Below are 6338 nucleotides of genomic sequence, written 5' to 3' on the forward strand. Positions count from 1 at the left end.
CAGATCATTTAAGAAGTATAAGTTACTCTTAACATTTTTCTGCACTCAGCACTGGGTACTCAAAATATTGAGGATTTAAAGATTTACTGTGTATGCGTCCCTAATTCCAGGTACTTTAACAATTTCCGCCAAAATACCATCGGGTAAAGGATCATCAATACTCAGAGCCATGACAGCATCCCCACGAACGATTTTTCGCCCTACCTGCATACTGGCGATATTGACATTAAAACTGCCCAGTAAGGAACCGAGTTTACCAATGATTCCTGGCATATCTCGGTGTAAGGTAAACAGCATATATTTACTAGGGGGGACATTAATGGGGAAACCATCAACATCAGTCAGGTGAATTTCTTTGTCACCTAATAAAGCCCCTGTCACAGAATGAGTACCTAAAGTCCCTGTGGCTTCTAGGTGTAGGGAGCCAGCGTAGTCACGAGCTGAAGCATCACGGGTTTCAATTACCCGGATTCCTCGCTCTTTAGCTTCTATAGTGGCATTGACGTAGTTGACCCGTTCCCGCAGGGCTTGGTAAAGTAATCCTTTTAGGGAAGCTACAACTAAAGGTTGACTTTTGTTAGTTGCCAGTTCCCCTTGTAGTCGGACTGTGAGGGATTCTACCCGCCCACCAGCTAGCTGTCCTACTAAGTTACCCAGGGTTTCCGCCAGTTGCATATAAGGCTTGAGTGCTTCGAGGACATCGGGGCCAAATCCGGGAATGTTAACGGCGGAACGTGCGGGGAGTCCTAAGATCACATCACGAATTTGTTCAGCAACATCAATTGCTACATTCACTTGTGCTTCCGTTGTGGAGGCTCCTAAATGGGGGGTGAGAATGACTTCTTTACCCAGCGATCGCAAATCAGATTCACCTAGTGGTTCTGACTCGAACACATCTAAGGCTGCACCTTTGATCTGACCTGCTTTAATTGCTGCTGCTAAAGCTGTTTCGTCAATGATCCCACCACGGGCGCAGTTGATAATTCTGGCTGTGGGTTTCATTTTCGCCAGAGTGGTGGCGTTAATTAAGTGGGTGGTTTCTGGTGTTTTGGGAATGTGCAGAGTGATATAGTCGGCTTGCTGCATCAGCATATCAATTTCCACTAACTGACAGCCCAGTTGTTCGGCACGTTCCGAGGAAATAAAGGGGTCGTAAGCTAGTAGTTTCATCCCCATCGCTTTAGCCACAGTAGCGACATGGGAACCGATTTTACCTAACCCAACAACGCCGAGAGTTTTTTTGTAAACTTCTGCACCTACAAAGCTTTTGCGATCCCACTCACCGCTTTTGACGGAAGCGTTAGCATCGGGGATGTGACGAGATAGAGATAACATCATTGCCAGGGCGTGTTCGGCGGCGGCAATTGTGTTACCTTCAGGAGAATTGACAACTACAATTCCTCGGCGAGTTGCTGCGGGGACATCGACATTATCCACACCCACACCAGCACGACCGATGATTTTTAATTGAGTCCCAGCGTTAATAATTTCTTCTGTAACCCGTGTACCAGAGCGAATCATCAGCGCGTCATATTCACCAATGATTGCGATCAGTTCTGCTGGTTTTAGACCTGTTTTGACATCTACAGTAGCAACTTGGGTGAGAATGTCAATTCCAGCTTGGTCAATCGGATCGGAGACGAGAACCTTGGACATGATTAGTTCATTTCTTTTAGAGTTACAGGTTTTGCTGCACAAGACTTTTTAGTTTAGTCTTTATCTGTGGCAATTCAGCAAAAATTAGGCATTTTAATATCAACCTCGTCCTCACTCACCTTTTATGGTAAAGGTTTCAAGTATCAATTGCAGATATAGTCTGGTGATGCCTCCTGGTATCTGAAGACGAGTGGTTATTTTCTGCCACCCATACGGTAATATAAACTATGACTAGGGTGAAAAACCTAATATTTTTATGAATAAAGCAGTAAATTTTTTTCTAGTAGTTTGACATTAGCATATACAGTATCCATATAGGGTGTTGGGATTTGGGTGAGTTTGCCGAGTTCAATCACCGCTCCCAGGATGGCTTCTACCTCTGTATTCCGACCTGCTTCGATATCTTGGAGCATAGAAGTTTTATGAGCGCCAACTTTTTCTGCTCCCTGGATACGCTGTTCTAAACTGATACCGAATTCAATACCGAGTTTTTGGGCTATGGTTTGGGCTTCCATCATCATCTGCCTTGCTAATTCGCGGGTCAAGGGGTATTGGCAAATCTGCTCTAGAGTGGCGCGAGTTAAGGCACTGATGGGGTTAAAGGCTAAGTTTCCCCATAATTTTACCCAGATTTCTGTGCGAATTTTAGAACGCACTGGAGCTTTAAAACCTGCTTGTTTGAAGCCTTGGGCTAGTTTTTGGATGCGTTCGGTTTTAGTGTTGTCAATTTCTCCAAGGCTGAAGCGATCGCCTTCAATATGACGAATTACTCCAGGTGACTGTAGTTCAACGGCTGGATACACTACAGAACCAATTACCCGATTTACATCAATATTGGCAGCAATAATCCCATCTGGGTCAACAGCGTGAATTTGTTGTCCTTCATATTCACCGCCATGCTTGTGGAAGTACCACCAAGGTATACCATTTTGGGCAGTGACTACCATTGTATCAGGATTATAGAGGGATGATAGAGCCGGGGCGATCGCCGCTAAACTCTGAGCTTTTACCGCCAGGATAACTACATCTTGAGTTCCTGCGTCATTTATATCACTTGTGGCTAAAGATGGATGTACTACATGACTTGACCCATCGGCCATGATGACCTCAAGTCCCCGGTTTTGAATTGCTTCTAGATGCTGTCCACGCGCAATTAAGGTGACTTCTTCCCCTGCTTGAGCTAGTTTAGCTCCTAAATACCCGCCGATAGCACCCGCACCCACAATACAGATTTTCATCAACTTTTCCCCTATTCCTGAGACACGGTTGCTCGTATCTGTGCCTATTTTAAGGGATTTTTAATATAATGAACGAACCGCAAAGGACGCAAAGTACACAAAGTCAAGAAATAAAGAAGCAAGAGAGAGTTTATAGGTTAATAAGTTAGCTTTTTGGATGTTTTTTATTTGTCTGTTTCTAATTTAAGAAATTTAGACATATTCAACCTTTGCAGTTTTCCAGTAGCGCCACGGGGTAAGGCTTCGAGAATGTGTATTTGTTTCGGTATTTTGAATTCTGCTAAGTGTTGGGAACAGTAAGATTTTAGTTCCTGTTCGCTGGTATTACTCTTAAGGACAACAGCCGCATGAATTTCTTCACCCAAGGTTTTGTGAGGAACTGCAAAAGCTAATGCTTCTGCTACCGCAGGATGACGCAGCAATAAATCATCTATTTCCAAGGGCGAAATTTTTTCCCCACCTCTGTTAATTAATTCTTTGATTCTACCAGTCAGGTAAAGATAGCCGTCTTGGTCGAGTTTACCTTGATCACCTGTACGGAACCAACCGTTAACAAAAGCGGTGGCGTTGGCTTGCGGGTTATTCTCGTAACCATCGATGACGTTGGCTCCTTTTATTCCTACTTCACCAAGGCTACCTTGGGAAAGCAAGTTACCATCTTCATCCATAATCCCGACTTCTACACCATGTCCATAGCCGACGCTTCCCGGTTTGCGGATTTTGGGTGGTAAGGGGTTGGAAGTCATCTGATGTGCAGCTTCTGTCATGCTGTATGACTCTACCACTGGCACATTCAGAACTGCTTCTATTTGTTCGATAATTACTGGCGGTAAAGGTGCGCTGCTAGAACGAATAAACCGGAAGCTATGGAATTTAACAATATCTTCGTTGCGACTGGCTCGCGCTAATATCATTTGATGTATGGTTGGTGCGGCAGAATACCAAGTTGGTTTGTAACGCTCAACCAGTTTCCAAAATTCTAAAGCATTAAACCCTGTGGGACAAATAAATGTTCCTCCTGATGCCAAGGTGGAGAGTAAACACCCTACTAATCCGTGAATGTGAAATAGTGGCATCAGACATAAATTAATGTCGTTAGGAGTAAGGTTGTAAACATCAATGATATTCTGGGCGGAGGCGATAAGATTACGGTGTCGAATGGGAACCCGTTTCGGACGGCTAGTAGTTCCACTGGTATGCAGAATCATCGCCACATCATCAGCTTGGGGTAAGTCAGGATTAGAAATTTTTCTTTGTGGCTGAGTGACTTCCTGATTTAATTCCAAACTCAATGTCCCGTCAGTGTTAGTTATGACCTGGATTAATAGCATATCGGGATTAATGGCAGTTATAGCCGCCTCTGGTGTCCCTGGTAAGGTAATTAATGCTTTAGCTTGGAGGTCTTCGTAGTAAAACGCAAATTCTTCTTGTTTGTATTTGGGATTTAGGGGGGCAGCAGTTCCACATAGACTAGCTGCAAGAAATATACACGCCATCGAAGAACCGTTAGTCATCGCAATGGCAATGCGATCGCCTTTACCTAAGCCAAAGCTGTGCAACTGTGCAACGAGAGAAGCTACATTCGCCCGTAGTTGCTGATATGTCAGAGTCAGTTCATCGGGTGTTAACAAAGCTGGATGCTCGTCTTTACCCGTTAAAATGTCAAATATGTGCATAATAATATATTTTATTTTTAAGCGATCGCTTCAGGGTCAACACCTAGCTCACGTAACTTTGCTGCTAACATTTCCGCACGTTGGTGTTCTTGTTCTGCACGTTGGCGTTCTTGTTGAGCTTGTTCGCTACTCCACAAAAGCAAATTGCCTTCTCTATCCCACCACCGTAGCCAATTCATAGTTTGGCATAATCTTTCCCCTTGCCAAATTCCGAGAAATAATTCTAACTCAGGAATCCAGTAACGACCATTGGCATCTGCCGGTGCTAAACTATATTGTCCATTTTGTAAATACCTTACTTCTAGAATGACTTCATAAGGATCATAGGTGACGTAAGTGGGAATTTTGAGAATATGTTCGTAAAAATACAGTTTACCGTAAGGTGGCGTGGAACGAATTGATAATTCGCCATTTTCGGTGTCTGACAGAAATTCCATGACTACAGCCACAGCCGCACCTTCTAGGTTGGGGGTATAACTCCGACGAATTACACCGGGAGCTACAGGCTGGACTTGGGGGACATACAACCAATCTGGTGCTTTGACGACTACTTTTTTTTTGACTGTGGCTACCAGCCCAAAATTAGAGCCAATCAACATTTGGGTTTGGATGTGTTGTGTAGCGCCTAAAGCATCTGTCAATGCTGATGCCAGAGCGGGTTGCTGTATATTTTCCACTGGATCATCAGATAGAATAAAATCGGCAGGAAGTGCTTCCCAAGTAATATCTAATTCTTTTTGAGTTTTTTGAGTAGGGTGAATTTCTAGAACCATAAGACTACTCCTAATATTCAGTATGTTCAGTTAAGGAAACTGGCGATCCCCGGAGGGGGGGCTTTGCCCATCGCGTACTTCTGCGGCGTAATCTTGGACAGCTTTGGTAATTGTCTCGCGTAAATTTGTGTAAACTTTGGCAAAGGGTGGCTGTTTTTCTGATAGACCAAGGACATCGGAGGTAACTAATACTTGTCCATCACAATGAACTCCCGCACCAATGCCAATGGTAGGAATATTTAATTTTTGTGTAATTTCCATTGCCAAATCTGCCGGAATATGCTCTAACACTATAGAGAATACACCGGCTTGTTCGAGTGCGATCGCTTCATTCAAAATTCTCTCGGCTGTAGTTTGAGTCTTTCCCTGTTGTCGCAGTCCCAGTTGATGAACTGATTGGGGTGTTAACCCGACATGACCCATAACCGGGATTCCTGCTTGTACCAATCTAGCAATAGTTTCCACCATCGCCGGATAACCACCTTCTAACTTCACAGCTTGAGCGCCAGTTTCCTTCAGCACCAACCCAGCCGAGTGCATAGCTTGAGAAATGCTTTCTTGGTAAGTTAAAAATGGTAAATCAACCACAACTAAAGCCTGTTTGACACCACGACGCACAGCTTTAGCATGATGCAGCATTTCCTCTAGGGTAATTGGTAGGGTGGTTTCGTACCCTAAAACAGCAGCCATTGAGTCACCCACTAAGATTAAGTCTACCCCAGCCGCATCCAGAAGTTGGGCGATCGCATAATCCCAGGCCGTCAAAGCCACAATTGCGCGCCCCTGTTGTTTGAATTTAATTAATTTCCCAGTAGTAATTGCCATATTTTTAAGTAGGGATTGGGGATTGGGGATTGGGGATTGGGGATTGGGGACTGGGGATTGGGGACTGGGGACTGGGGACTAGGTATTAAAAATCTTTCCCCCCACACTTCCCACACCCCCCACACTTCCCACACCCCCCACACTTCCCACACCCCCCACACTTCCCACAC

The 6338-nt window shown here is 44.5% G+C and carries 5 protein-coding genes; all 5 read right to left on the minus strand.

Annotation, left to right across the window (positions count from 1 at the left end):
* Positions 1-75: 75 nt before the first annotated feature.
* The 5 genes from serA to panB all read right to left on the minus strand — a co-directional run bounded on the left by serA (position 76) and on the right by panB (position 6168).
* A complete protein-coding gene (gene serA, locus ACM0OP_RS17115) occupies positions 76-1656 on the minus strand; it encodes a phosphoglycerate dehydrogenase (RefSeq protein WP_414529622.1) in 1581 nt (526 codons plus the stop codon).
* A gap of 254 nt (positions 1657-1910) precedes the next feature.
* Entirely contained in the window at positions 1911-2894 is a 984-nt protein-coding gene (locus tag ACM0OP_RS17120; protein ID WP_414529623.1) for a 2-dehydropantoate 2-reductase, read from the minus strand.
* Between the two features lie 164 nt (positions 2895-3058).
* On the minus strand, positions 3059-4570 hold the full coding sequence (locus tag ACM0OP_RS17125) for an acyl--CoA ligase (RefSeq protein WP_414529624.1): 1512 nt from the start codon (positions 4568-4570) through the stop codon (positions 3059-3061).
* A gap of 17 nt (positions 4571-4587) precedes the next feature.
* Positions 4588-5343: a Uma2 family endonuclease gene (locus ACM0OP_RS17130; protein ID WP_414529625.1), complete on the minus strand. Its 756-nt coding sequence runs from the start codon at positions 5341-5343 to the stop codon at positions 4588-4590.
* 30 nt (positions 5344-5373) lie between these two features.
* Complete coding sequence (gene panB, locus ACM0OP_RS17135) at positions 5374-6168, minus strand: 3-methyl-2-oxobutanoate hydroxymethyltransferase (protein ID WP_414529626.1); 795 nt, start codon at positions 6166-6168, stop codon at positions 5374-5376.
* Positions 6169-6338 lie beyond the last annotated feature (170 nt).

Origin of the sequence: Nodularia chucula CCY0103 (assembly GCF_963923915.1) — a bacterium.
Taxonomy (GTDB): Bacteria; Cyanobacteriota; Cyanobacteriia; order Cyanobacteriales; family Nostocaceae; genus Nodularia; species Nodularia chucula.